This is a genomic window from Micromonospora lacuserhaii, from assembly GCF_036902735.1.
GTDB lineage: Bacteria > Actinomycetota > Actinomycetes > Mycobacteriales > Micromonosporaceae > Micromonospora.
Window position 1 is genome coordinate 21,949 of sequence record NZ_JBAKHO010000027.1, and the last position, 24,219, is coordinate 46,167.

Sequence of the window (24,219 nt, forward strand, 5' to 3'; positions counted from 1 at the left end):
TCAACCGTCGCCGGTGGACCACCTCGGTGGGCCGCCGCCTCGATCGGCGGCCAGGCCCGCCGGTCGGGCAGCGTTGCCGCCGATAGGCGACTCACCCCTGGGCAGCCGACGCGCCCGGTCGCACCGTGAGGGAGACGCCGGACCGCCGACCGTTCCCGGACATCTGGACCAACGCCGGTGCGGACGTCGCCGTCCCCAGCCACCCGCTCGCCGGCGCCGGTTGAGCAACCCCCGGAGGAACCGTGGACAGACAGAGCACAGAGGACATGGACTACCTGGTCGCCACGCTCGTCGAGGACGACGACCCGGAGACCCTCGCCGGCGAGGAGGTCGACCTCGACCTGGCCGCCGCGCTCGAAGAGGAGGAGTGAGATGGGCGTCCACCTGGCGCCCGCGCTGCGGGTGCTGCGCGAGGAGATCGACACCCGCTGGCCGCACCGGGACCACACTTCAGACGGCTGGCTGGGAGACGCCGGTCATCAGGCGCGCCGCAGCGATCATAATCCGGACAATGACGACCAGTCGGTCAACGCGGTCGATGTGGACATCGACGGCATCGACCCACTGCTGGTCGTCCGGCAGTGCGTGGCGCACCCGGCCACCCAGTACGTCATCTACAACCGGGTGATCTGGAGCCGCAGCAGGAGCTTCCGGCCGGCCCGCTACACCGGCCCGAACCCGCACGACAAGCACCTGCACGTCAGCGTCAGCCACCAGCGCGCGCTCGAGGACAGCCGGCAGCCCTGGGGCATCGCCACCGCCCCGGCGGTGCGGCTCGGCGACCGGGTGCTGCGGGACGGCAGCCGGGGCGGCGACGTCCGTGAGCTGCAGACCCTCGCCAACGCCCTCGATGCCCGGCTCAGCGTGGACGGGGCGTTCGGCGCGGCCACCGCCGCGTGGGTGCGTACCTTCCAGACCGCCCGGCGGCTCACCGCCGACGGCGTGGTGGGGCCCCGCACCGTCGCCGCGCTGCGCGCCGCCGGCCGCCCAACGCCGGCCGGCCCCGGGCCGCAACCGGTGCCCGCCCACGCGCCGGGCTCCCGGCTGCTGCGGGTCGGCGCCACCGGCGTTGACGTGGCGTTCGTGCAGCGCTTCGTCGGGGCGACGCGGTGCGGCCCGGCGAACGGGCGGTTCGACGCGACCACCGAGTCCGGCGTCCGCTGGTACCAGGGCATGCGCGGCCTGGCCGTCGACGGTGTGGTCGGGCGGGCCACCTGGGCGGCGATGGGCGTACGGGTGGGCTTCTGAGCCTGGCCCCGACCGGGTGGACGCCCGGTCGGGGCCGGTCGGGTCAGAGGGCGCGGGCCAGCCGGTCGGCGAGGACCCGGGCGAACCGGGCCGGGTCGGCCAGGTCGCCGCCCTCGGCGAGCAGCGCCATGCCGTACAGCAGCTCGGCGGTCTCGGCCAGCGCCGCGCTGTCGTCGCCCCGCTCGTGTGCGGCGCGCAGCCCGCTGACGAGCGGGTGGGTGGGGTTGAGCTCCAGGATCCGCTTGACCTGCGGCAGCTCCTGACCCATCGCGCGGTACATCTTCTCCAGCGTCGGGGTGATGTCGTGGGCGTCGCCGACGACGCAGGCCGGTGAGGTGGTCAGCCGGGAGGAGAGCCGGACCTCCTTGACGCTGTCGGCGAGCGCCTCGCCGAGGAAGGCGAGCAGGGCGCCGTACTCCTTGGCGCGCTGCTCCCGCTCGGCGGTGTCGGCACCCTCCGCCGCGGCGTCCAGGTCGACCTGGCCCTTGGCGATGGAGCGCAGCGGCCGGCCGTCGAACTGGCCGACCCGCTCCACCCAGACCTCGTCGACCGGGTCGGTGAGGAGCAGGACCTCGTATCCCCGGGCCCGGAACGCCTCCATGTGCGGCGAGTTCTCCAGCGTCGCCCGGGTCTCCCCGGTGGCGTAGTAGATCTCGCGCTGGCCCTCCTTCATCCGCGCGACGTAGTCGTGCAGGGTGGTCAGCTCGGCGGGGTCGTGGGTGGACGCGACGGAGACGACGTCGAGGATCGCCTCGGTGTTGTCCGGGTCCTCCAGCAGGCCCTCCTTGACCACCCGGCCGAACTCCGCCCAGAAGGTCCGGTAGCGCTCGGCGTGCGCGGTGCGCAGCTCCTTGACGGTGGCGAGGACCTTGCGGACCAGCCGCCGGCGGACGATCTGGATCTGCCGGTCCTGCTGCAGGATCTCCCGGGAGATGTTCAGCGACAGGTCGTGCGCGTCCACCACGCCCTTGACGAAGCGCAGGTAGTTCGGCATCAGCGCGGCGCAGTCGTCCATCACGAAGACGCGCTTGACGTAGAGCTGCACGCCGCGCCGGCCGTCGGCCATGAAGAGGTCGAAGGGGGCGTGCGACGGGATGAAGAGCAGCGCCTCGTACTCGAAGACGCCCTCGCCCCGCATGTGGATGGTCTCCAGCGGGTCGGTCCAGTCGTGGGCGACGTGCCGGTAGAAGTCGCGGTACTCCTCCTCGGCCACCTCGTCGCGGGGCCGCGCCCAGAGCGCCTTCATCGAGTTGAGCGTCTCGACCGTCGGCTCGGCGCCGTCGGCGCCGGGGGCGGTGGTACGGATCGGCCAGGCGATGAAGTCGGAGTACCGCTTGACGATCTCGCGGATCTTCGCCCGGTCGGTGTAGTCGAAGAGGTTGTCCTCGTCGTCGGCCGGCTTGAGGTGCACGGTCACCGCGGTGCCCTGGGGGGCGTCGTTGACGGTCTCGACGACGTACGTGCCCTCGCCGGTGGACTCCCACCGGGTGCCTTCGGCCTGACCGGCGCGGCGGGTCAGCAGGGTGACCCGGTCGGCGACCATGAACGTCGAGTAGAAGCCCACCCCGAACTGGCCGATCAGGTCCTGGCTGGCGGCTTCCTTGGACTCCTTCAGCCGACGCAGCAGCTCGGCGGTGCCGGAGCGGGCGATGGTGCCGATCAGCGAGACGACGTCGTCGCGGGACATGCCGATGCCGTTGTCCCGTACGGTCAGCGTCCGCGCCTCGGCGTCGACGTCGAGCTCGATGTGCAGGTCAGAGGTGTCGACGTCGAGGTCCTTGTCGACCAGCGACTCCAGCCGCAGCTTGTCCAGCGCGTCGGAGGCGTTGGAGATCAGCTCGCGCAGGAAGACGTCCTTGTGCGAGTAGATGGAGTGCACCATCAGCTGCAGCAGCTGGCGCGTCTCCGCCTGGAACTCCAGCGTCTCGGTCCGACCGCTCACACCAACCTCCTCATGCGTACGTCACGGTTCCGCGGGACAGGATACGAGCATCCGTGGCCACCGGAGTCACACCCGGTCGTCGGCCGGCCGGCGGGCCATCAGGTATGCCTGCGGGGTGGGTTCGGGGCGGCCGAACAGCTCCTCCGGCGCCCGCCACATCGTCGCGCGTACCTCCAGCCCGGCATCGGTCAGCAGCTCGGCGACCCGCTCGGGGCGGCGCCGGTGGAAGACCAGCGAGACCGGATCGCCCCAGGCGTCGGTGCGGTGCACGGCCTCGTCGCCGACCTGGAAGGCCAGCATCGCGTGCCCGCCGGGGACGAGGACCCGGCGGAAGCCGGCGAAGACCCGGGGCAGCAGCTCGTCCGGGACGTGGATGACCGAGTACCAGGCGACCAGGCCGGCGAGCGCGCCATCGGGCAGGTCGAGGTCCAGCATGGATCCCTCGGTGAATCGCAGGTCGGGGTGGGCGGCCCGGGCCTGCGCGACCATGCCGGGCGACAGGTCGAGGCCGGCGACGTCGAGGCCGAGGTCGCGCAGATGGCCGGTGATCCGGCCCGGGCCGCAGCCGACGTCGAGCACCGGCCCGCCGCCGGCGGCGAGGACCGTCTCGGCGAAGCCGGCCAGGATCGCCCGGTCCCACGGCCGGCCGGCGAGTTCGTCGCGCAGCCGCGCGGTGTACTCGGCGGCCATGGTGTCGTACGAGGCGCGGGTGGCGGTGAGGAAGTCCCGTTCGGTCACGGTCCGGCACCCTACCGTCCGCGGCGTCCGACCATTGTGGATCCCAGCGACCGGGACATCGTTCTCTTTCGCAAGAATGTGGAAAGTCTTTCTTCTCATGACTGATATTGCAACGATCTTCCACCTTCTTGCAGAGACTTCTAGCGTGGTCCCGGGCCTGCGGTGCGCGGGCCCGCGTCCGAGTGCGAAGGAAGAGACGTGTCCATCCGTACCCCGATGCACCTGGCGGTGGCCCTCGCCACCGTCACCACCCTGCTCCCCACGGCCTCCGCCGCGGCGGCGCCCCCCGGCGACACCGGGACCACGTTCCTCGTCGGGGCCCGGCCGGCCCCCGGCGCCCGCGCCGGCCACGGCGCCGACCTCGCCCGGCTCACCGACGACCTGGTCGCCGTCGGGCGGGCCAGCGGCGCGCGGCTCACCGTCCGCCGGGTGCTGGCCACCGGCGACCTGCTGGTGGCCGCCGACCGCCCCCTGCCCGCCGCCACCACCCGCGCGGTGACCGGCCGGCTCGCCGACCGCGCCGACGTCGCCTGGGCCCGCCCCGAGACGCGGGTACGCCCCGACTCCCGCCCCGACGACGCCCGGTGGGACGACCAGTGGGACCTGCACGACCCGCTCGGCGGCGTCTACGCCGAACCCGCCTGGGCCACCGGCGCCGACGGCGCGGGAATCACCGTCGCGGTCCTGGACACCGGCGCCACCGCGCACCGCGACCTGGCGGCGAACCTGCTGCCCGGCTACGACTTCGTCAGCGACCCCGCCGGGGCCCGCGACGGCGACGGGCGCGACCCCGACGCCACCGACCTCGGCGACTGGGAGGAGCCCGGCGACTGCGGGGACACCCGGCGGCGCCGGCCGGCGTGCCGCGCGGCGGGCCGGCGTCAGCGCTCCGGCCGGGGACGGCGGATGTCGTGTACGTGGTGGGCGACGTCGTGCAGGAAGTAGACCGCGAAGGTCCGTACCGTGAAGACCGAGCCGTTGCTGCGCCGGCCGGGCCGGTCCCACTGCTCCGTGCGGACCGCGTCGAAGGCCGCCGCGGTCGCCGCCGCCTCGGTGGCCAACTGGTCGGCCACCTCCGCCGGCGCCTGGTGGAAGTAGTCGTCCTCGACGGCGGTGGCGTCCTGGTCCCAGTTCGGGAAGACCGGGTCGTCCTGGCCGAGCATCAGCTCCAGCCGGCCTCGGAAGATCCGGCAGGTGTCCCGGACGTGGCAGGCGTACTCGACAGGGGACCAGACGGTGGGCGCCGGGCGCCGGGCCGCGTCGGCGCGGGCGAGCGCCTCCCGCCAGACCGGGACGGTGCCCCGCAGGCGGTCGCCGGTGGTCGCCACGTCCTGCGGGGAGAACCCGCACTGCGCGCAACCGTCCTCGATGACGAAGGTCCAGTCGGCCGTCTCGGGCGGAATGACGTGCGGCTGCGGCATGGGAGGAGTCTGCCACCCCGGCGGCGTCGGGGGCACCCCTGGTTGATCGAGAACCGCACCGGGGCGGGGAGGGCCGTCGTGCGCGGTCGCCGCCGCCGGCGGAACCGCCCCGGATAGGGTGCACCGGGGGCAACGGGTCGTCCGGAAGGGGTGGTGGTCGTGTCGCGGGACACCGAGCGGAAGGTCGTCGCCGCCAACAAGAAGGCCCGCCACGACTACACCGTCCTCAAGACGTACGAGGCGGGGATCGTGCTGGCCGGCACCGAGGTCAAGTCGCTGCGCGAGGGACGGGTGTCGCTGGTCGACGCGTTCGCCCAGGAGCGCGACGGCGAGCTCATGCTGTACGGCCTGCACATCGCCGAGTACGGCTACGGCACCTGGACCAACCACCAGCCCCGGCGGACCCGCAAGCTGCTGCTGCGCCGGGTGGAGATCGACCGGATCCTGGAGAAGCTGCGCGACGGCGGGGTGACCCTGGTGCCGCTGTCGATGTACTTCAGCAACGGCTGGGCGAAGGTCGAGATCGCGCTGGCCCGGGGCCGCAGGTCGTACGACAAGCGCCAGGTGCTCGCCGAGCGGGACGCCAACCGGGAGATCGCCCGCGAGCTGGGCCGCCGCCTGAAGGGCCGCCGTCCCGGCCGTCCGGCCTGACCGGCGCTCGCGCCCCACGTCACCCCGCCGCCTCCCGTGTCGTGTCGACGGTCGCCGGTGCGGTGGCGAGGACGACCGCGGCGACCACCGTCACCAGGATCGCCGCCACCACCCACGGCAGCCAACCGGCGCGGACGCCGTCGCCGAGCAGGAGCACGCCGGCGACAGAGGGGGCGACCACCTCGACCGCCCAGAGCACGGCGGTGACCGGCCCGACCTGCCCGTACCGCAGGGAGTGGGCGTAGAGCAGCGTCCCCGCCACCCCCGACACCAGCAGGCCCCAGAGGATCGGGTCCAGGGCCAGTTCCCAGACCGCCGCCACCGGCCGGCCCAGCGGGTCCGCCGGCAGCACGAGGGCCCGGGCGCAGAGTGCCGTGACGGCCCAGGCGGCGCCGGCGAGCGCCGCGCTGAGCACAGGCGACACCCGCCGTGCCGCCAGCACGCCGGCCACGGTGGTCACCAGCGCCGCGGCCGCCAGCCCGGTGGCCAACGCCACGGACGGGACGACCGCCCGCTCGGCACCCGCCGAGAGGGAGATGACCACCAGGGCGGCGACGGTCGCCACGATGGCGGCGGTGTCGCGGCGACGCAGCCGGGCCGCCAGGACGACCCGCGCCAGCACGGCGGTGACCGCCAGGGAGCCGGCCGTGACCGACTGGACCTCGTAGACCGGCAGCCGTCGCAGGGCGACCAGCGAGGCGAGGAACGCCAGCGTGTCGCAGGCCAGCCCGGCGAGGTACAGGGGGTGGCCGAGGGCGCGCAGGGTGCTGCGGCCGCGCCGGGCGCCGACGGCCTGGAGGACCGAGCCGAGCCCGTAGCCGACGGCGGCGGCGACGGCGAACACCAGCGCGACGGTGGCGGTCACCGGTGCCCGTCCGCGATGCGCCCGCGATGCCGGACGACCGGTGCCGGGGCGGCGACGTGGCGGACCGCCCCACCCCGGTTTCGCGTCACCGCTGGATTGTCACCCCACCGCTGCGCCGCCCGCATTCCCGGCGATCACAAGAAGTCTTGTACGACATTTCTTGTACGTGTAGCGTGACGCGCATGGCGGAGGAACCGACGACCCTGCACCTCACCGATCCACGGGCGATGCGCGCGCTGGCCCACCCCACCCGGCTGCGCCTGCTCGGCGAGTTGCGGCGGCGCGGCCCGCAGACCGTCGGGATGCTCAGCGACGTCATCGACGAGGCCGTCGGGTCGGTCAGCTACCACCTGGGCCGGCTCGCCGAGCACGGCTTCGTCCGGGAGGCCCCCGAGTTGGCCCGCAGCCGCCGCGAACGATGGTGGCGTGCCGCCCACGAGCGCACCGAGTGGGAGCTGATGGACGTCCTCGCCGACCCCGAACGCCGGGCCGCCTCCGACCTGCTGCGGCGGGCCGTCCTCGAGCGGTACGTGGACCGGCTGCGCGGCTACCTCGACGCCGAGTCCACTCTCGAACCCGAATGGGTACGCGGCACCACCAGCAGCGACTCCTGGCTGCACCTGACCAGCGACGAGCTGGTCGAACTGCGGGCCGACCTGGAAGCGCTGACGGCGCGCTGGCAGGCCCGCAGCGACCCCGACCGGCCCGACGCCCGCACCGTCACGCTGATGTACCACGCCTTCCGGGACCCGCGATGACCCCCGGACCTCGCCGCCGGGGGCCGTTGACCGGTCTGCTCGTCGGGCACGCCGTCTCGCTGACCGGCAACATGCTCACCCTCATCGCGCTGCCGCTCTACGTCCTCGCCGAGACCGGCTCCCCGGCGGCGACCGGCCTGACCGGCGCCTTCGCCACCGCGCCGGTCGTCCTCGGCGGCGCGCTCGGTGGGGTGCTCGTCGACCGGATCGGCTACCGGCGGTCCAGCGTCCTTGCCGACCTGGTCTCCTGTGGCACGGTCGCCGCCGTACCGCTGCTCGACGCCACCGTCGGCCTGCCGTTCTGGGCGCTGCTCGGCCTGGTCTTCGTCAGCGGCCTGCTCGACACCCCCGGACAGACCGCGCGCACCGCCCTGCTCCCCGAGGCCGCGAGCGCGGCGGGGATCCCCATCGAGCGGGCGATCGGCTGGTTCGAGGCCACCGAGCGCGGCGCCCGGCTGCTCGGCGCGCCCGTGGCCGGGCTGCTGGTCGCCGCGATCGGTGCGCTGCCCGTGCTCGCCGTGGACGCCGCCACCTTCGCGGTCTCCGCGCTGGCCGTCGCGCTGCTGGTGCCCCGGAGCCTGCGCCCCGCCGACACCGCCGTCGAGGAATCCGCCGGCTACTGGCGGGACCTCGCCGCCGGGCTGCGCTTCCTGACCCGGGAGCCGCTGCTGCGCGCCATGGTGCTGCTGATCCTGGTCACCAACTGCTTCGACGCGGCCAAGAGCAGCGTGCTGCTGCCCGTGGTCGCCGACCGGGAACTCGGCGGGCCGACCGCGTTCGGCCTGCTGGTCGGGGCGATGGGCGGCGGAGCGCTGGTCGGGTCGCTGCTGTTCAGCGCGGTCGGCCACCGGCTGCCCCGGCGGGCCACCCTCGTCACCGCGTTCGCCGTCGCCGGCGGGCCCCCGTTCTGGGCCCTGGCCGCCGCTCCCCCGCTCCCCGTGGTCGTCGCGATCTTCGCGGTCGCCGGCTTCGCCGCCGGCGCGATCAACCCGCTGATCGGGGCGATCGAGCTGGAACGGGTGCCCGCCCACATGCGGGCCCGCGTCTACGGGGTGATCGGTGCGGGCTGCTGGGCGGCCATGCCGCTCGGGGCGCTCGGCGCCGGCCTGGCCGCCGACCGGTACGGCACCACCGCCACCCTGGTCACGGTCGGCGCCTGCTACCTGCTGGTGGTGCTCACCCCGCTGCTGGGCGGGCCGTGGCGCACCATGCGCCGACCCGCCGCCGCGCCGCCGCGTCAGCCCGAACCGGCGCCGGCAACGACGGGCCCACCGACACCGGTCAGTCCGCCAGCGCGAAGCTGATCGCGCGCACCTGCTGAGGCGCGACCGACACCCAGAACCGGCCGTCGTGGCAGCCGGTGGAGATCTGCACCAGCCCCGGGTCGGGCAGCCGGTCCCGGACCGCGCGGACGGCCGGGGCGAACGGGTCGGCGGCGCCGATCGCCACCCGCAGTGGCAACCGGGCCAGCTCGGCGGTGCGGCCGGAGACGTCGTAGCGGTCCCACTCCGCCGCCGAGTCGTACGCGCCGGCGTTCACCGCGCGGGCGTCCTCATAGGAGTGGAAGATTGCCGGCGAGGTGGCCACCACCAGTCGGAACCGGTCCGGGCGGGTCACCCCGGCCAGGAGCGCGCCGTAGCCGCCCATCGACCAGCCGGCCACCGCGAGCCGGTCGGTCCGCAGCCCCTTCGCCGCCAGCAGCGGCACGAACTCGTCGGTGAGCATGCCCAGCGGATCGTCGCCGGCGTGCGGATGCCAGTACCCGTCCCCACCGTCCACCGCGGCCAGCACGAAGGGCGGCGCGCCGGTGGCGACCGCCCCGGCCAGGAACGCCGGATAGTCCCCGTTGCCGACAGCCGCGGCGGCGTCGCTGGCGTACCCGTGCAGGGCCAGGCAGACCGGCAACCGGGCGCCCGGGGCGTACCCGGGCGGGTAGGAGAGCGCGAAGCCGACCTCCCGGCGGCGCGCCACGGAGCGGAAGCGGCCGGTGACCGGCGCCTGCGGCGTGCCGCGCAGCCCGTCCGGCGGGCGGGACGCGTCGCACCGGCCGAGGGCGTGGTCGAGCACCGACCGGCCGGGCAGCACCCCCGCGCCGACCAGCCCGATCCCACCGGCGGACGCCGCCGTCACCCCGACCGCGACGCCCAGCAAGGTCAGCGCGCGACGGCGGGTGATCGGCATGGAGTCACGGTAGACCGCGCAGGTCACGGCCGTGGTCCCGCGCCGCCGGGCGGTGCCGGCCCGTCCGGGTAGACTGCCGGAATGAGGACAGCAACGTGACCAGCGGGTCTCGGCCGAAGGGGCCGTCCGGTCACGTCTGCTGGAGCTACGACGACCCGGCCACCCTCGACGCCCGCGCTCGGGAGTATCTCCTCGCCGGGCTCGCAGTCGGCGAGCGGGTGCAATACGCCAGCGCGGAGCCGGCCGGGGACGTGGTACGGCGGTGGAGCGCCGATCCGCGGCTCCGTGAGGCGCTGCGTACCGGCGCGGCCGAGGTGGTGTCGATCGCCGACACCTACGGCGACGGCACGGTCGACCCGACGGCCCAGGTCGCGGTGTACGCCGCGATGACGGACGCGGCGCTGGCCGACGGGCACACCGGGCTGCGGGTGGTCGCCGAGGCCTCCTCGCTGGTCCGCACCGCCGCGCAACGCGAGACGTTCACGCGGTACGAGCACCTGGTCGACCGGTTCATGCGCGGCCGGCCGATGTCGGCGGCCTGCGCGTACGACCGGCGGCTGCTCGACGACCGGGCGGTCGAGGAGCTGGCCAGCGTGCACCCGGCGGCCGACCCGGGCAGCACGCTGTTCCACCTCCACGCCGCCGAACAGGTCGACGGGCGCCTCGTCCTCACCGGCGAACTCGACACCTCGAACCAGGAGCTCTTCGCCACCACGCTGCGCCGGGTCGACCCCGAACCGGGCGGCACCGAACTGGTGCTCGACGGCGACGGGCTGCGCTTCGTGGACTACCGCAGCCTGGTACACCTGCACCGGCACGCCGAACGGCGCGGCACGACCGTGCTGCTGCGCACCACGCTGGGCCCCGCCGCCCGGCTGGTCGAGCTGCTGGGGCTGCGCGGGATCAGGGTGGAGACGATCCGATGAGGACCGGTGCCGCCGCCGACCACCACGGCTACTACCACGAGGCGGTCCTCTACGGCTCCGACGAGGAGCTGCTCGCCGTCGTGTTGCCCTTCCTCACCGGCGGGGTCGCCGCCGGCGAGCCGACGATGGTGGCCTTCGGCGACCGGAACGCCGACCTGGTGCGCTCCGCGCTGCCCCGGAACTCCGGCGTCACCTTCCTGCCCGGCGGCGACGTGTACGCCCGGCCGGCGACGGCGATCCGGTCGTACCGGCAGCTGCTGGCCGACCATGTGGCGGCGGGGGCGACCCAGATCCGGATCATCGGTGAGCTGCAACCCGTGCTGTTCGGGCCGACCTGGGACTGGTGGGCCCGCTACGAGTCGGCGATCAACCACGCGTACGACGACTTCCCGCTGTGGAGCATGTGCGGCTACGACACCCGGGTCACGCCGTCCGCCGCGCTGGCCGACGTCGTCCGCACCCATCCGCGGACCGCCAGGCCGGACGGCCGGCACGTGCCGAACGCGGACTACCTCCCGCCCGTCGACTATTTGCGGCAGGACCGGCCGATGGTCCTCGACCCGTTGCAGCACACCAGCCCGGCGGTGGAGCTGGTGGACCCGACGCCGGCGCAGGCCCGACAGGCCGTCCATCTCGCCGGCGCCGACCGGCTGCCCGCGGACGACCTCGACGACCTGGCCGTCGCGGTGAGCGAGACGGTGACCAACGCCGAGCGGCACGGGCTGCCGCCGGTATGGTTCCGGCTCTGGACCGGGGCGGACCGGATCGTGGTGACGGTGAGCGACCGGGGCACCGGGCCGAGCGATCCGTTCGCCGGGATGCTGCCGGTGCGCGGCGCGACGGCCGGCGGGCTGGGACTCTGGATCACCCACCAGTCCTGCAGCCACGTGTCGATGCAGCGGGGCGCGGACGGCTGCACGCTGCGACTGACCGCCGGGAACCCGCACTTCACGGCCTGACCGAGCCGATCCCCACGCCCCTGACCGAGCTGGTCCCGTCGCCTTGACCGGACCGATCCCGGGCGGCCGACGGGTCAGTCGCGCAGCAGGTCGGCGTGGACGGCGCGCAGCCGGTCGAGCTCCCGGTCGGTGCCCGGCGGGACCCGGCGGTCCAGCTCGGCCCAGACCTCGGCGAGCGCGTCGGTGACCGCCCGCAGCTCGGCCGCGTGCCGGCGGGCGCCCTGCCGGTGCGACTCCTCCAGCCGGCGGGCCCAGCCCGCCGTGACGGCGGCCAGCCGCTCGGCGTCGGCGCGGGCCTGGGCCGCGGTGCGGGCCGCGGTCGCCGGCACGATCGCCGCGACCGGACGGGTGTCGCCGTCGCGGGTGACCAGGGTGACCGTGTCGGTCAGCTCGGCCATCGCGATCAGCGGGGTCAGCCGGGTGCGCAGCTCGCGCAGCGGCACGGAACGGGGTCGCCCACTGTGGTGGGTCAGCGCGGGGGCAGCCATGCCGACATGCTGCGACCCGGGTACGACATTTACCGTCGTGACGGTCCCGCCCGGCGGTACGTCGGGTTGACGCGCCCGGGGCGGGGTGGGCGGTCGCCCACCCCGCCCCGGCCGATCAGCTCGCCTGCAGGGTCACGTCGTCGATGACGAAGCTGGTCTGCAGGGACGCGTCCTCCGTGCCGGTGAACTTCAGGGTGACGGTCTGCCCGGCGTACGCGCCGGCGTTGAACGAGCGCAGCACGTACCCGCTGGCGGCGTTGACGTTCGAGTACGTCGCCAGGGTGGTGGTGCCGAGCTGGACGGTCAGCCTGTCATAGACGGTGCTGCCCGACTCGGCGGTGTCGATGTGCAGGTAGAAGGCGAGGGTGTAGGTCGAGCAGCCGGCCGGCACGGTCACCGACTGGGAGAGCGTGTCGGTGTGGGTGCTGCCGTAGCCGTCCAGCCACGCCTTGTACGAGCCGGTCCGGGCGGCCTGGCTGGTCGAGTTGGTGATCACGCCGGAGGTGGCGGTCCATGGGGCGGTGCCGGACTCGAAGCTGCTGTTGCCGATCACCTGGCCACCGGCGCAGCCGCCGGTACCGGTCACCGTCAGGCTGTACGTGGCGGTCCGGGTGGCCGAGCCGGTGCCGGTCACCGTGATGGTGAAGGTGCCGGTGGTGGCCGTCGACGAGGCGCTGACGGTCATCGTGGCGGAGTTGCCGGAGGTCACCGACGACGGGCTGAACGACACGGTGACGCCGCTGGGCGCCCCGCTGGCCGACAGCGCCACGGTCTGCGCGCTGCCGCTGGTGGTGGCGGTGCTGACCGTCGCGGTGGTGGAGGCGCCGCGGGCGACGCTGCCGGAGGTCGGGCTCACCGCGACGGAGAAGTCGTTGGTGGGGGTGCCGCCGACCGCGAGCTGCCAGATGGCGTACGCGACGCCGTCCGCGCTGCGGTTGAGGACGGTCGCGTTGATGTTGCTGGTGGTGTCGCAGGAGCGGTGGTAGCAGGAGTCGTACGCCGCCCCGGCGGTGCCGCCCCACTTGCTGGCCTGGGCCGAGGTCTTGGTGGCGCTGGCGCCGGCCGCGTAGCCGGAGGTGGGGATGCCGGCGTTCTGGAACGAGTAGTCGTCCGAGCGGCCCTGCCCCTCGACGTTCTCCTCCGGCTGGAGGCCGAACGAGTCCCAGTACGCCTTCAGCGGCGCGGCCGTGGTGGAGGTGACCCGGTTGATGAAGTAGCCGCCGTTGGGCGAGCCGACCATGTCGAAGTTGTAGTAGCCCTTGATGTAGCCCTTCTGGGTGGTGCTGAGCTGGCTGACGTAGTACTTCGAGCCCTGCAGGCCCTGCTCCTCGCCGTTCCACCAGGCGAACCGGACCCGCTTGCTCATGGTCGGGTTCTGCGCGGCGAGCACCAGGGCGTTCTCCAGCAGGGTGGCGGAGCCGGAGCCGTTGTCGTTGATGCCCGGTCCGGCGGAGACGCTGTCCAGGTGCGCGCCGAACATGACGACCTGGTCGGTGGGGCCCTGCGGCCACTCGGCGATCAGGTTGTTCCCGGGGTAGGTGCAGGTGGAGCAGTACTGCTCGCTGACGGTGTAGCCGGCGGCCTGGAGCTTGGACTTCACGTAGCTGACCGAGGCGGTGTAGCCGGCCGAGCCGGCCCGCCGGTTGCCGCCGTTGTTGGTGGCGATGGTGTTGAGCTGGGTCAGGTGTGCCTGGACGTTGGTGATTGAGATGTCCGGGGCGGCGAGCGCGGCGACGGGGGCGACGGCCGGCGCCGCGGTGCCCGGCCGGGCCGTGGTGGTGGCCGAGGCCGGTTGCGCGGCCAGGGTCAGCGTCACCGCGGCGAAGGCGGCGAGCGCGATGCCCGTGGTCGGGGGTCTGCGCTTCATGGGGGCTCCTCGTGGGGGTCGACGGGGCGTACGCCCGGCGTCACCACGTCCCGCCGGTGGGGGTGGACGGGGTGGACGGGACGCCCGCGGCCCGGGGGTGGGGTCGCGGCGGTCACGCCGGGAATGAAACACTGACATGTATCAATGTCGTGGTCAATCGGTCGGACGGCGTCACATTTCCGGGCTCCGCGCGACCGATGTCACGGCGGGCCCCGGGCCGGGTGATGGATCGGTCCGAGCCGGGCATACTGCCCCGATGCCACCGCCGCCGGAGCCCGACCTGCTCGCCGCCCTGCGCGCCGGGACGCGCCGCCAGCATCATGAGGTGGAGCGCGTCCTCGGCCTGCCCGGGCGGATCCGGTCGCGCGCCGACCTCGCGGCCACGCTGGCCGGGATGCTGGCCGGCTGGCAGCCGGTGGAGGACGCCCTCGCCGCCGTCGACTGGCGTCCGCTGGGCCTGGCCGACCGGCTCGGCGCCGCCGCCGACCTGATCCGCGCCGACCTGCGGGAACTCGCCGCCTCCGGCGACGCCCCGCCCGCCGGCGGCGACCCGGGGACCGGCGCCGCGGCGCCCCGCTTCGGCACCCTCGCCCGGGCGGTCGGCGGCCGGTACGTGCTGCTCGGCAGCGCGCTGGGGGGCCGGATCATCGCCCCGGTGGTGGACCGCCGCCTCGGCCCGGGCGCGACCCGCTTCTTCCGCCGTGCCGGGCTGGACCCGGAGGGCGACTGGGCGGCCTTCCGCGCCGCGGTCGCCGACCACCGGTGGCACCCCGAGCAGCGGGCCGAGGCGGTGGTGGCCGCCGTCGAGACCTTCGACGCGATCGGCCGGGCCGCCGCCCGTACCCTCGCCGCGCGCCGCCCCGACTGACCGACGTCGCGGCCCGGATCCTCGTCGCGGACCGGTAGGCACCTCGTGTACACACCGCGCGTATACACGGTGTGTATAGTCGTCCGCGTGTCCATCGGTCAGACTTTCCTCGGCCTTCTCGAAGCCAGCCCCCGGCACGGCTACGACATCAAACGCCTCTACGACGAACGCTTCGGCCACGCCCGCCCACTGGCCTACGGCCAGGTCTACGCCACCCTGTCCCGGCTGCTGCGCGGCGGCCTGGTCGAGGTCGAGGCGGTCGAGCCCGGCGAGGGCCCCGACCGCAAGCGGTACGCGATCACCCACGCGGGCGTCACCGACGTCCGGCGGTGGCTCTCCACTCCGGAGAAGCCCGAGCCCTACCTCCAGAGCACCCTCTACACGAAGGTGGTGCTCGCCCTGCTCACCGGGCGCGACGCCGCCGACCTGCTGGACGTCCAACGCGCCGAGCACCTGCGGCTGATGCGGGAGCTGACCCGCCGCAAGCGCGACGGCGACCTCGCCGAGCAGCTGATCTGCGACCACGCGCTGTTCCACCTGGAGGCCGACCTGCGCTGGCTGGAGCTGACCGCCGCCCGCCTCGACGAGCTGTCCGCGACGGTGCGGCGATGAACGGCGGCACGGCGATGAACGGCGGTGCGGCGATGAACGGCGGCACGGCGTCCGCCGCCACCCCGCTGCTGGTGGCCGAGGACCTGCACCGCAGGTTCGGCGGAACCGTCGCGCTGGCCGGCGCGTCGCTGCGGGTCGACCCGGGCGAGGTGGTGGCGGTGATGGGCTCGTCCGGCTCCGGCAAGTCCACCCTGCTGCACTGCCTCGCCGGCATCGTCCGCCCCGACGGCGGGCGGGTCCGGTTCGACGGCCGGGACCTGGCCGCGCTCTCCGACGCCGCGCGCAGCGCGCTGCGCCGGGAGGCGTTCGGGTTCGTGTTCCAGTTCGGCCAGCTGGTGCCGGAACTGACCTGCCTGGAGAACGTCGCGCTGCCGCTGCGGCTGGCCCGCCTCGGCCGCCGGGAGGCGGAGCGACGGGCCACCGAGTGGCTGACTCGGCTGGAGGTGGCCGACGTCGCGGGCAAGCGCCCCGGCGAAGTCTCCGGCGGTCAGGGCCAGCGGGTCGCGGTGGCCCGGGCCCTGGTCACCACCCCCCGGGTGATCTTCGCCGACGAGCCGACCGGGGCGCTGGACTCGCTCAACGGCGAGCGGGTGATGCGGCTGCTCACCGGCGCCGCCCGGGAGACCGGCGCGGCGGTGGTGCTGGTGACGCACGAGGCGCGGGTGGCCGCGTACTCGGACCGCGAGGTGGTGGTGCGCGACGGTCGTACCCGCGACCTGGAGTCGGTCGCGTGAGCCCGCTGCGACGCGTCCGGGGCGCGACGGCCGACCTCGCGATGGGGGCCCGGATGGCGGTCACCGGTGGGCGGGACGGCTGGACCCGGGCACTGCTCACCGCCGTCGGCGTGGGCATCGGCGTGGCGCTGCTGCTGCTCGCCGCCGCCGTACCCGGCGCACTGGACGACCGCCGGGCGCGCGGCGACGCCCGCGACGACCTGCGGATCGGCGAGCAGCTCACCGCGGGCCCGCACACGCTGCTGGTGGCCACCGTGGACACCGAGTTCCGGGGCCGCCCGGTGCGCGGCCGGCTGGTCCGGCCAGAGGGGCCCGACGCGCCCGTCCCGCCGGGGCTGGGCAAGCTGCCCGCGCCGGGCGAGGTGGTGGTCTCCCCCGCGCTGCGCGACCTGCTCGACTCCCCCGACGGCGCGCTGTTCGCCCCCCGCCTGGCCGGGGCCCGGATCACCGGCACGATCACCGAGCAGGGGCTCGCCGGCCCCACCGAGTACGCCTTCTACGCCGGCAGCGACCGGCTCCGCGCCGACCTGGGCGCCACCCGGCTCGACGCCTACGGTGGCGGGCTGCCCGGCGAGGGCTTCGGCCCGGTGCTGATGCTGCTGGTGTCGGTCATCTTCGTCGTCCTGCTGCTGCCCATCGCCGTCTTCCTCGGCGCGGCCGTGCGCTTCGGCGGCGAACGCCGCGACCGGCGGCTGGCCGCGCTGCGCCTGGTCGGCGCGGACGCCGCGATGGTCCGGCGGATCGCCGCCGGCGAGGCGGCCGCCGGCGCGCTGCTCGGGGTCGCCGTCGGCGGCCTGCTCTTCGCCGCCGGCCGCCAGCTCGTCCCGCTGGTCACCCTCATGTACCTCAGCGTGTACGCCGACGACGTCCACCCGCCCCTGCCGCTGGTGGCGGCCGTGGTCGTCGCCGTACCGGCGCTCGCCGTCCTGGTGGCGATGGTGGCGCTGCGGGCGGTGGTGGTCGAGCCGCTCGGGGTGACCCGCCGGGGCGAGGCGGCACGCCGCCGGCTCTGGTGGCGGCTGCTGTTGCCCGCCGCCGGGCTGGCCCTGCTGCTGCCGCTCACCGGGATCCGCTCCGACGGCGGAGAGGTGACCCGGTGGCAGGTGCCGGCCGGCGCGGTCCTGCTGCTCGTCGGCACGGTCACGCTGCTGCCCTGGGTGACCGAGCTGCTGGTCCGCCGGCTGCGTGGCGGCCCGGTGGCCTGGCAGCTCGCGGTACGGCGGATGCAGCTGGACGCGGCCACCTCGGCCCGGCTGGTCAACGGCATCGCGGTGGCGGTGGCCGGCACCATCGGCCTGCAGATGCTCTTCGCCGGGGTGTCCGGCGAGTTCACCACCGACACCGGCCAGGACACCTCCCGGGCGCAGGTGCAGGTGCAGTTCGCCGCAGGCCCGGACGCCGCGGGGGCGCTGCGCCGACTCGGCGACACCACCGGCGTCACCGGCGTGATCGGCACCCTGGTCACCGTGGCCGTCGCGGGCGATCCGCAGCGCGTCCCCACCGAACTGCGGATCGGTGACTGCGCCGCGCTGGCCGAGTTCGCCCGGCTCGACCGGTGCGCCGACGGCGATGTGTTCCTGGTCCCGGCCCCCGAGCGCGGCACCGGCACGGTCGCGGCCGGCACCGCGTTGAGCCTGGACGGCACGGCAGGGTGGCGGATACCGGCGGCCGCCCGGCCGGCCCCGGCCCGGCCCGACCCCGCCGGCTGGCCGCACGGCGGGGTACTGCTCACGCCCGGCGCGGCCCGCGCGGCGTCCCTCGGCCCGCTGCGCGGCGACGCCTTCGTGCGACTCGACCCCGCCGAACCGGACGCCCTGGAGCACGTCCGGAACACCGTCGCCACGGTCGACCCGACGGCGTACGTCGGCGTCCTCGCCCGGACCACCGAGGACCCGCGCTTCACCGACGTGCGGCGCGGGCTCTACCTCGGCGCGGTGGTCACCCTGCTGCTGATCGCGGTGAGCATGCTCGTCGGAACCCTGGAACAGCTACGGGAGCGCCGCCGGCTGCTGGCCATGCTGGTGGCCGTCGGCACCCGCCGCGGCACGCTCGGCTGGTCGGTGCTCTGGCAGACCGCCGTGCCGGTGCTCGTCGGGCTGGGCCTGGCGGTCGCCTTCGGCCTGGGGCTCGGCGCGGCCCTGCTGCGCATGGTCCAGGCCCCGGTGACCGTCGCCTGGCCGGTGGTCGGGCTGTCGGTGGCCCTCGGCGCGGCGACCGTGCTGCTGGTCACCGGGCTGAGCCTGCCGGTGCTCTGGCGGCTCACCCGGCCGGACGGGCTGCGTACGGAGTGAAGTGGCCCGGGGCCGCTCCCGAGGGTGGGGCGGCCCCGGGCAGGATGGGGCAATGCGTCTGGTGTCCCTGCTTCCCTCCGCCACCGAGATCGTCTACGCCCTGGGCCTCGGCGACGACCTGGTCGGGGTGACCTTCGAGTGCGAGGTGCCGGCCGCCGACCGGGCCGGCAAGACCGTCGTGGTGGGCGGCACCGACACCCACGGGATGAGCCCCGGCGAGATCGACGCGCACGTCCGGGCGCAGCTCGCGGCCGGCGCCGACCTGTACACCCTGCACGCCGACGCGCTCTCCGGCCTCGACCCGGAGCTGATCCTGACCCAGGGCCTCTGCCGGGTCTGCGCGCTGCCCTCCGGGCACGTCGTCGACGCCCTGGACCACCTGGGCTGCCGCGCCGACGTGCTCTCGCTCGACCCGTACACCCTGGACGAGGTGCTCGACAGCGTCCTCGCCGTGGGCGCGGCGGCGGGCGTACCGGAGCGGGCGGGTGATCTGGTCGGCGCGCTGCGCGACCGGCTCGCGGCGGTCGCGGCGGCGGTCGCCGGCCGACCCCGCCCCCGGGTGGCGGTGGTCGAGTGGACCGACCCGCCGTTCACCGCCGGGCACTGGATCCCCGACCTGGTGCGCGCGGCCGGCGGCGAGCCGGTCGCCACCCGGCCGGGCGCCCGCTCGGTGCAGGTGCCGTGGTCGGAGCTGCGCGACGCCGCACCGGAGATCGTGCTGGTCACCCCTGCGGCTTCCACCTCGACGGCGCGGTGGCGCAGGCCGCGACGGTCACCCCGCACTTCCCGGGCGTCCCGGTCTGGGCGGTCGACGCCGACGCGCTGGTGGTCCGGCCCGGTCCGCGGCTGGTCGACGGGGTGGAGGCGATCGCCGCCGTGCTGCACCCCGACGCGGTGCCCGCGCCGCCGGCCGGCGCGGTGGCCCGGGTGGCCTGACCGGTCACTCCGCGCCGGCCGGCAACGCCTCCGCCGAGGTGGTCCTCGCGTAGAGCAGGAACCGGCCGGACCGGTGGGCGCCGACCAGGCCGGCGTCGCGCAGCGCGGTGGATCGGCGACCCCGGCGCGCGCGGCTGACGGCTGTTGCCCCGCTGTTACGCGCCGGTGGGGCGGCTGTGGAGTTGGCGGCCCACCGTCGACCTGGAGCGGCCCGCCCGATCCGGGCCGGACGAACCAGGGAGGAACCATGCGATCCACGAGGACACTGGGCGCGGTGGCGACGGTCGTACTCGCCGTGCTGCTCACCGCGACCGGCGCGGCCACGGCGACCGGCCGGCCCACCGCCACGGCGCTGGCCGCCACGACCACCACGCCGTACTGCGGCATTACCTGGGGCAGCACCGCCAAGTCCGGCGGCACGCTGCGCACCGCGTCGCTGCTGACCACCCGCACCGGGCGGCACGACTGCTACGACCGGCTCGTCTTCGAGTTCGAGGGCGCGGCCAACGGCTACTCGGTGGCCTACGGCGCGGCGTGGACCGAGGGGCAGGGGCTGGCGCTGTCGCCGTACACCGCCGGTGGGGCGCTGCTGCGGGTGTCGCTGCGCGAGCCGGCGGTCGGCTACCCGCACCGGTCCGGGGACCACGTGGCCAACGTGGTCGGTTACCGGACGCTGCGGGACGTGGTCTACGGCGGGACGTTCGAGGGCTACAGCACCTTCGCCGTCGGCGTACGCGCGCAGCTGCCGTTCCGGGTGCTGGTGCTCGCCGGGCCCGGCACGCACAGCCGGATCGTGCTCGACGTCGCCCACCAGTGGCAGCAGTGACCACCCGCCGGGACGGGGGCCCGGCGCCGACCGGGCCCCCGTCACCGGCCGTTGCGCCGGGTCGTCCCAGCCCCGCCCGGGGCTACCCTCAGGAAATCATGGACGGCCGGGTGCTGCTGGTCGAGGACGATGCCTCCATCCGGGAGGTCACCGCCCTCGGTCTGCGGCGGGCCGGTTTCCGGGTGGCCACCGCGGTCGACGGCCGCGCCGCCCTCGCCGCCTGGCGGGCTCAACCGGTCGACCTGATCGTGCTGGACGTGATGCTGCCGGGCATGGACGGTCTCCAGGTGTGCCGCGAGATCCGCCGGACCAGCCAGGTACCGATCCTGATGCTGACCGCGCGTACCGACACCATCGACGTGGTGGTCGGGCTGGAGTGCGGCGCCGACGACTACCTGCGCAAGCCGTTCGACCTGCCGGAGCTGGTGGCCCGGGTGCGGGCCGCGCTGCGCCGGGCCACCGCCGTCGTCGAGGAGGCCGTGCTGGCCGTCGGCGGGTTGGAGATCGACCCGGGCCGGTTCGTGGCCCGCCGCGACGGGCGGGAGCTGACCCTGACGGCCACCGAGTTCCGGCTGCTGCTGGAGCTGGCCCGCCGTCCCGGCCAGGTCTTCACCCGCGAGCTGCTGCTCGACCGGGTGTGGAACCACTCCCACCTCGGCGACTCCCGGCTGGTCGACGTGGCCGTGCAGCGGCTGCGGGCCAAGGTGGACGACGACCCCGCCGCGCCCCGGCTGATCCACACCGTACGCGGGGTGGGCTACAAGCTCGCCACGACCTGACAGGGGGCGCGATGGCCGCGGGCACCGTACCGCCGGGGCGGCTGCGACGCCGGTTGACGGTGGCGTTCGTGCTGGTCGCCGGGGTCTCCGCGGGGGTGCTCGCCGGCGGGTCGTACCTGATGCTGCGGCAGGCCCGCCTCGACGGCTCGGTGCAACGGGCCGCCGCCGACGCCCGCTACCAGCTGGTGCTGGCCGGGCAGTTCGTGCCGCTGACCGACGGGCGGCGCGCCGAGCTGCTGGCCAGCTTCGAGGGCAGCGGACGACACGTGGTGCTGATCGCCGGGGACACCGTGGCGTCGAACCCGGCGTACGACCCGACCCCCGGCCCCACCCTGCGGGCCACCGTGGCCGACGGACAGCTCGGGTACGAACGCACCGGCGGCGACCTGCTGGTGGTGGGCGGCCGAATCCCCGGCTCCACCGCCGAGCTGTACGCGGTCACCGACGAGGACGACCTGATGGGCGGCCTGGAGCAGCTGCGCACCGCGCTGGCGATCGGCTGGGTCGCGGTGGTGGCGTTCGCCGCCGTGATCGGCCACTCCCTGGCCCGGCGCACCCTCGAACCGGTCGGTCGGGCCAGCCGGGCCGCCCGCGCCGTCGCCGAGGGGATGCTCGCCACCCGGCTGCCGGTCCGGGGCCGGGACGAGTTCAGCGACTGGGCCGCCGCCTTCAATGAGATGGCGCAGGCGTTGCAGACGAAGATCGACGACCTGTCCCGGGCCGAGGCGCGGGAACGGCGGTTCACCGCGGACGTCGCGCACGAGCTGCGTACTCCGGTCACCGCCCTGGTGGCGGCGGCCTCGCTGCTGGCCGACCAGCTCGACGCGCTACCCGACGACGCCCGGCGCGCCGCCGAGCTGCTGGTCGCCGACGTGGTGCGGTTGCGCGCCCTGGTCGAGGAGCTGATGGAGATCTCCCGGCTGGACGCGGGCCAGGAGCCGCTGACCGTCGGGCCGGTCGACGCGCTGAGCCTGCTGCGCGACCTGGTCACCGGGCACGGCTGGGCGGCGCGGGTCCTCGTGGACGGCGATCGCGCGATCCTGCGCACGGATCCGCGCCGGCTGGAACGGGTGCTGGCCAACCTGGTCGGCAACGCCGTCGCCCACGGCGAGGGCGAGCTGCGCGCGCGGGTCACCCGGGCGGGAGCCCTGCTGGTGTACGAGGTGAGCGACGAGGGACCGGGCATCGCCCCCGCCCAACTGCCGCACGTGTTCGACCGCTTCTACAAGGCCGACCCGGCCCGGTCCGGGCAGGGCAGCGGTCTCGGCCTGGCGATCGCCCGGGAGAATGCCCGGCTGCTCGGTGGCCGGCTCAGCGTCGAGAGCCGGCTCGGCGTGGGCAGCACCTTCCGGCTGGCCCTGCCCCTGGTGCCCGTCCAGCCACTTCCCGCCGACGAATCCGACCGCTCGACCAGGGGTGACCCGTGAGACGTCTCGCCGCCCTGCTCGCCGTACTCGCCCTGCTGGCCGCCGGCTGCGCCGGCCCGCGCTCGGGCGCCCTCGGGCCGGCCCCCACCGCCGCCCCGCCACCGGTGCCCCCGCCGTCCGCGCCGACCTTTCCATCGTCCGCTCCGACCTCCCCGTCGCCGTCGACCGACCGACCGCCCGTCCGCACTCCCCCGGCACCGTCATCCGCCCGCCCCGACTCGCCGGGACCGCAGAACCCGACCGGCACGGTCGACCTGGAGCTCTGGTTCGTCCGGGACGGCACCCTGGCATTCACCCGGCGCAGCCGGCCTGCCACCGTGGCCACCTCCCGCCTGGCGCTGGCCGAGCTGGCCGCCGGGCCCACCCCGCCGGAGGCCGCCGCCGGCCTGACCACCCTGGTCCCGGCCGGCATCGAGGTGGCCCGGATCACCGACGGCACCGCCACCGTGGTCCCACCCGCCACCTTCGCCGAGCCGGACCCCCGCGCGCTGCGGCTGGCCCGCGCCCAGGTGGTCTGGACCCTCACCCAGTTCCCCACCGTCCGCCGGGTCGCCTTCACCGGCGACGGGGCGGACGTCGTGCTGAGCCGCCCCGACCTGACCGACCTGCTCGCGCCGATCGTGGTGACCTCGCCGGTCATCGGCCAGCGGGTCACCGCACCGGTCACCGTCGCCGGCACCGCCGACGTCTACGAGGCGACCGTCTCGGTCCGCGTCCTGGACCGCGCCGGCCGGGTGGTCGGAACCGGGTTCACCACCGCCAGCTGCGGCACCGGCTGCCGCGGCGTCTACCGGTTCGCGGTGGCCTGGCGGGCGACCCCCGGCGGCCCGGGCACGGTCGAGGTGTACGAGGTCTCCCCGCGCGACGGCTCCCGCCAGCACGTGGTGAGCGTCCCGGTCCTCCTCGCCGCCACCGGCTGACCACCCGATCCGGACGGAACGGTCTCGTTTCCACCTCTGAGTTGGACGCAGGTCTAAAGGGAGGACGATTCCGGTCGCCCGCTCTAGGCTGAGTACGGCATCGTTTCGTTGGAGGCAGTCGTGCGTGAAGGAAGCGCCCCGGAGCGGACCGGTCCCCCGGTCTGCGCGCCGCGCAGCCCGGACGTGCTCGACACCGTCCTCGACCTGCTGCGCGAAGTCGGCTACGACCGGCTGACGATCGACGGGGTGGCGGCCCGCGCCCGGGTCAGCAAGGCCACCATCTACCGGCACTGGCCCGGCAAGGCCGAGCTGGTGGCCGCCGCGCTGCGCCATCGGCACGTCGGCGTGCAGATCCCCGCCGACACCGGCTCACTCCGTGGCGACCTGCTGGAGCTGCTCCGCACCACCGCCGCGATCTGCACCGCCGACGCCGACCTCATGCAGGCTCTCACGTTGGCGATGCGGACCAGCCCCGAACTGGAACACCTGATCCGACAGCAGGTCATGCCGGCCGGCCGGGTCGCCAGCTTCGCCGTCGTGGTGCGCGCCGCCGCCCGCGGCGAGATCCCCGGAGAGGCCGGCGAACGGAACCTCTTCCACGACCTCGCCCCCGCCATGGTGATGTCGCGGATCCTCGCCCACGGCCTGCCCGCCGACGAGGAGTTCCTGACCCACCTCGTCGACCAGGTACTCATCCCGGTCCTCCGGTACCGCTCGGGCTGACCGGCCGCCGCACAGATCTTTTCTCACCCGCAACAGACACCCATGGCACACGGAAGGCT

General features: G+C 75.0%; 24 protein-coding genes. 17 read left to right on the forward strand and 7 right to left on the reverse strand.

What is annotated here, in order from left to right; translation table 11 throughout:
• The first annotated feature begins 242 nt into the window (after window positions 1–242).
• Entirely contained in the window at window positions 243–371 is a 129-nt protein-coding gene (locus V6U81_RS17695; RefSeq protein ID WP_334490736.1) for a hypothetical protein, read from the forward strand.
• Window position 372: 1 nt separating this feature from the next.
• Entirely contained in the window at window positions 373–1,248 is an 876-nt protein-coding gene (locus V6U81_RS17700) for a peptidoglycan-binding domain-containing protein (protein WP_334490737.1), read from the forward strand.
• 43 nt (window positions 1,249–1,291) lie between these two features.
• On the opposite strand, the gene htpG is transcribed toward V6U81_RS17700, so the two are convergent.
• Together htpG and V6U81_RS17710 are read right to left on the reverse strand one after the other, a co-directional pair.
• Window positions 1,292–3,190: a molecular chaperone HtpG gene (htpG, locus tag V6U81_RS17705; protein ID WP_334490738.1), complete on the reverse strand. Its 1,899-nt coding sequence runs from the start codon at window positions 3,188–3,190 to the stop codon at window positions 1,292–1,294.
• Between the two features lie 66 nt (window positions 3,191–3,256).
• Window positions 3,257–3,928: a class I SAM-dependent DNA methyltransferase gene (locus V6U81_RS17710; protein WP_334490739.1), complete on the reverse strand. Its 672-nt coding sequence runs from the start codon at window positions 3,926–3,928 to the stop codon at window positions 3,257–3,259.
• Between the two features lie 198 nt (window positions 3,929–4,126).
• Here V6U81_RS17710 and V6U81_RS17715 point away from each other — a divergent pair, with 198 nt between their 5' ends.
• On the forward strand, window positions 4,127–4,873 hold the full coding sequence (locus V6U81_RS17715; RefSeq protein WP_334490740.1) for a S8 family peptidase: 747 nt from the start codon (window positions 4,127–4,129) through the stop codon (window positions 4,871–4,873).
• Here the strand turns inward: V6U81_RS17715 and V6U81_RS17720 are convergent.
• Window positions 4,810–5,349: a DinB family protein gene (locus tag V6U81_RS17720; protein WP_334490741.1), complete on the reverse strand. Its 540-nt coding sequence runs from the start codon at window positions 5,347–5,349 to the stop codon at window positions 4,810–4,812. The two genes, V6U81_RS17715 and V6U81_RS17720, sit on opposite strands and share 64 nt — an antisense overlap.
• 159 nt (window positions 5,350–5,508) lie before the next feature.
• On the opposite strand from V6U81_RS17720, the gene smpB reads away from it, so the two are divergent.
• Window positions 5,509–6,000 (forward strand): SsrA-binding protein SmpB, encoded by a 492-nt coding sequence (gene smpB / locus V6U81_RS17725; protein WP_334490742.1) that lies wholly within the window; start codon window positions 5,509–5,511, stop codon window positions 5,998–6,000.
• Between the two features lie 19 nt (window positions 6,001–6,019).
• Here smpB and V6U81_RS17730 read toward each other — a convergent pair whose 3' ends face one another.
• On the reverse strand, window positions 6,020–6,865 hold the full coding sequence (locus V6U81_RS17730; RefSeq protein ID WP_334490743.1) for a hypothetical protein: 846 nt from the start codon (window positions 6,863–6,865) through the stop codon (window positions 6,020–6,022).
• 182 nt (window positions 6,866–7,047) lie between these two features.
• On the opposite strand from V6U81_RS17730, the gene V6U81_RS17735 reads away from it, so the two are divergent.
• Together V6U81_RS17735 and V6U81_RS17740 are read left to right on the forward strand one after the other, a co-directional pair.
• Window positions 7,048–7,623: a helix-turn-helix domain-containing protein gene (locus V6U81_RS17735; RefSeq protein ID WP_334490744.1), complete on the forward strand. Its 576-nt coding sequence runs from the start codon at window positions 7,048–7,050 to the stop codon at window positions 7,621–7,623.
• Window positions 7,620–8,927, forward strand: a complete 1,308-nt coding sequence (locus V6U81_RS17740) for an MFS transporter (RefSeq protein WP_334490746.1) — start codon at window positions 7,620–7,622, stop codon at window positions 8,925–8,927. The genes V6U81_RS17735 and V6U81_RS17740 overlap by 4 nt, the downstream gene beginning before the upstream one ends.
• Here V6U81_RS17740 and V6U81_RS17745 read toward each other — a convergent pair.
• Window positions 8,905–9,804, reverse strand: a complete 900-nt coding sequence (locus V6U81_RS17745) for an alpha/beta hydrolase (protein ID WP_334490748.1) — start codon at window positions 9,802–9,804, stop codon at window positions 8,905–8,907. The genes V6U81_RS17740 and V6U81_RS17745 overlap by 23 nt on opposite strands.
• 95 nt (window positions 9,805–9,899) lie before the next feature.
• Between V6U81_RS17745 and V6U81_RS17750 the strand changes: the two genes are divergently transcribed.
• Both V6U81_RS17750 and V6U81_RS17755 read left to right on the forward strand, forming a co-directional pair.
• Window positions 9,900–10,730: an MEDS domain-containing protein gene (locus V6U81_RS17750; protein ID WP_334490749.1), complete on the forward strand. Its 831-nt coding sequence runs from the start codon at window positions 9,900–9,902 to the stop codon at window positions 10,728–10,730.
• Window positions 10,727–11,689 (forward strand): anti-sigma factor RsbA family regulatory protein, encoded by a 963-nt coding sequence (locus V6U81_RS17755; RefSeq protein ID WP_334490750.1) that lies wholly within the window; start codon window positions 10,727–10,729, stop codon window positions 11,687–11,689. The genes V6U81_RS17750 and V6U81_RS17755 overlap by 4 nt, the downstream gene beginning before the upstream one ends.
• Before the next feature lie 74 nt (window positions 11,690–11,763).
• Here V6U81_RS17755 and V6U81_RS17760 read toward each other — a convergent pair whose 3' ends face one another.
• Together V6U81_RS17760 and V6U81_RS17765 are read right to left on the reverse strand one after the other, a co-directional pair.
• Window positions 11,764–12,177, reverse strand: coding sequence for a type II toxin-antitoxin system Phd/YefM family antitoxin (locus V6U81_RS17760; RefSeq protein ID WP_334490752.1), 414 nt, complete (start codon window positions 12,175–12,177; stop codon window positions 11,764–11,766).
• 115 nt (window positions 12,178–12,292) lie between these two features.
• Window positions 12,293–14,044, reverse strand: a complete 1,752-nt coding sequence (locus V6U81_RS17765) for a M28 family peptidase (protein WP_334490754.1) — start codon at window positions 14,042–14,044, stop codon at window positions 12,293–12,295.
• 256 nt (window positions 14,045–14,300) lie between these two features.
• Here V6U81_RS17765 and V6U81_RS17770 point away from each other — a divergent pair, with 256 nt between their 5' ends.
• The 9 genes from V6U81_RS17770 (at window position 14,301) to V6U81_RS17810 (ending at window position 24,160) form a co-directional block, all read left to right on the forward strand.
• On the forward strand, window positions 14,301–14,912 hold the full coding sequence (locus V6U81_RS17770) for a biliverdin-producing heme oxygenase (protein ID WP_334490756.1): 612 nt from the start codon (window positions 14,301–14,303) through the stop codon (window positions 14,910–14,912).
• Window positions 14,913–14,999: 87 nt separating this feature from the next.
• A complete protein-coding gene (locus V6U81_RS17775) occupies window positions 15,000–15,524 on the forward strand; it encodes a PadR family transcriptional regulator (RefSeq protein ID WP_334490758.1) in 525 nt (174 codons plus the stop codon).
• Window positions 15,525–15,538: 14 nt separating this feature from the next.
• Window positions 15,539–16,258 (forward strand): ABC transporter ATP-binding protein, encoded by a 720-nt coding sequence (locus V6U81_RS17780; RefSeq protein ID WP_420884042.1) that lies wholly within the window; start codon window positions 15,539–15,541, stop codon window positions 16,256–16,258.
• Entirely contained in the window at window positions 16,255–18,549 is a 2,295-nt protein-coding gene (locus V6U81_RS17785; protein WP_334490759.1) for an FtsX-like permease family protein, read from the forward strand. Before V6U81_RS17780 ends, V6U81_RS17785 begins: the two co-directional genes overlap by 4 nt.
• 52 nt (window positions 18,550–18,601) lie before the next feature.
• The gene (locus V6U81_RS17790) at window positions 18,602–20,311 is read left to right on the forward strand and encodes an AMIN-like domain-containing (lipo)protein (protein ID WP_334490761.1); all 1,710 of its coding nucleotides are present in this window, start codon (window positions 18,602–18,604) and stop codon (window positions 20,309–20,311) included.
• A gap of 98 nt (window positions 20,312–20,409) precedes the next feature.
• On the forward strand, window positions 20,410–21,090 hold the full coding sequence (locus V6U81_RS17795; RefSeq protein WP_334490763.1) for a response regulator: 681 nt from the start codon (window positions 20,410–20,412) through the stop codon (window positions 21,088–21,090).
• Window positions 21,091–21,101: 11 nt separating this feature from the next.
• Window positions 21,102–22,517 carry an ATP-binding protein gene (locus V6U81_RS17800; RefSeq protein WP_334490765.1) on the forward strand — a complete coding sequence of 472 codons (1,416 nt, stop codon included), beginning with the start codon at window positions 21,102–21,104 and terminating at the stop codon, window positions 22,515–22,517.
• On the forward strand, window positions 22,514–23,437 hold the full coding sequence (locus V6U81_RS17805; RefSeq protein WP_334490767.1) for a Gmad2 immunoglobulin-like domain-containing protein: 924 nt from the start codon (window positions 22,514–22,516) through the stop codon (window positions 23,435–23,437). The genes V6U81_RS17800 and V6U81_RS17805 overlap by 4 nt, the downstream gene beginning before the upstream one ends.
• A gap of 120 nt (window positions 23,438–23,557) precedes the next feature.
• Window positions 23,558–24,160, forward strand: a complete 603-nt coding sequence (locus V6U81_RS17810; protein WP_334490768.1) for a TetR/AcrR family transcriptional regulator — start codon at window positions 23,558–23,560, stop codon at window positions 24,158–24,160.
• Window positions 24,161–24,219: the final 59 nt, after the last annotated feature.

What these genes read in the sequence shown, in the direction of transcription:
- V6U81_RS17760 (WP_334490752.1), bottom strand. Translation starts at nt 12,177, where the DNA reads ATGGCTGCCCCCGCGCTGACCCACCACAGTGGGCGACCCCGTTCCGTG.
- V6U81_RS17740 (WP_334490746.1), top strand. Translation starts at nt 7,620, where the DNA reads ATGACCCCCGGACCTCGCCGCCGGGGGCCGTTGACCGGTCTGCTCGTC.
- V6U81_RS17790 (WP_334490761.1), top strand. Translation starts at nt 18,602, where the DNA reads ATGCGTCTGGTGTCCCTGCTTCCCTCCGCCACCGAGATCGTCTACGCC.
- V6U81_RS17770 (WP_334490756.1), top strand. Translation starts at nt 14,301, where the DNA reads ATGCCACCGCCGCCGGAGCCCGACCTGCTCGCCGCCCTGCGCGCCGGG.
- V6U81_RS17800 (WP_334490765.1), top strand. Translation starts at nt 21,102, where the DNA reads ATGGCCGCGGGCACCGTACCGCCGGGGCGGCTGCGACGCCGGTTGACG.
- V6U81_RS17735 (WP_334490744.1), top strand. Translation starts at nt 7,048, where the DNA reads ATGGCGGAGGAACCGACGACCCTGCACCTCACCGATCCACGGGCGATG.
- V6U81_RS17765 (WP_334490754.1), bottom strand. Translation starts at nt 14,044, where the DNA reads ATGAAGCGCAGACCCCCGACCACGGGCATCGCGCTCGCCGCCTTCGCC.
- V6U81_RS17795 (WP_334490763.1), top strand. Translation starts at nt 20,410, where the DNA reads ATGGACGGCCGGGTGCTGCTGGTCGAGGACGATGCCTCCATCCGGGAG.
- V6U81_RS17780 (WP_420884042.1), top strand. Translation starts at nt 15,539, where the DNA reads ATGAACGGCGGTGCGGCGATGAACGGCGGCACGGCGTCCGCCGCCACC.
- V6U81_RS17720 (WP_334490741.1), bottom strand. Translation starts at nt 5,349, where the DNA reads ATGCCGCAGCCGCACGTCATTCCGCCCGAGACGGCCGACTGGACCTTC.
- V6U81_RS17700 (WP_334490737.1), top strand. Translation starts at nt 373, where the DNA reads ATGGGCGTCCACCTGGCGCCCGCGCTGCGGGTGCTGCGCGAGGAGATC.
- V6U81_RS17755 (WP_334490750.1), top strand. Translation starts at nt 10,727, where the DNA reads ATGAGGACCGGTGCCGCCGCCGACCACCACGGCTACTACCACGAGGCG.
- V6U81_RS17745 (WP_334490748.1), bottom strand. Translation starts at nt 9,804, where the DNA reads ATGCCGATCACCCGCCGTCGCGCGCTGACCTTGCTGGGCGTCGCGGTC.